Genomic DNA, 314 nt, shown 5'->3' with positions numbered 1-314 from the left:
CCGCAGGTGCGGGGCGCACTCAGCCAGCTTCTCCAACGGTGGAACAAGACGAGGCTCATCCCCGCAGGTGCGGGGCGCACTGACCAGCAGAGAAGCGCCCATCCTTGATGTCCGGCTCATCCCCGCAGGTGCGGGGCGCACCCCTTGAAGCGCACGCCGTCACCGGCGTAGACGGGCTCATCCCCGCAGGTGCGGGGCGCACGTGGAATCGCAAAAGACCAGCTACAGGATTCCAGGCTCATCCCCGCAGGTGCGGGGCGCACCTCGGAAAAGGGCCGGGGCCACGATGAAACGACGGCTCATCCCCGCAGGTG

The sequence above is a fragment of the Massilia sp. UBA6681 genome (genome assembly GCF_002454935.1).
GTDB lineage: Bacteria > Pseudomonadota > Gammaproteobacteria > Burkholderiales > Burkholderiaceae_D > Telluria > Telluria varians.
This window is presented reverse-complemented; position numbering follows the sequence as displayed.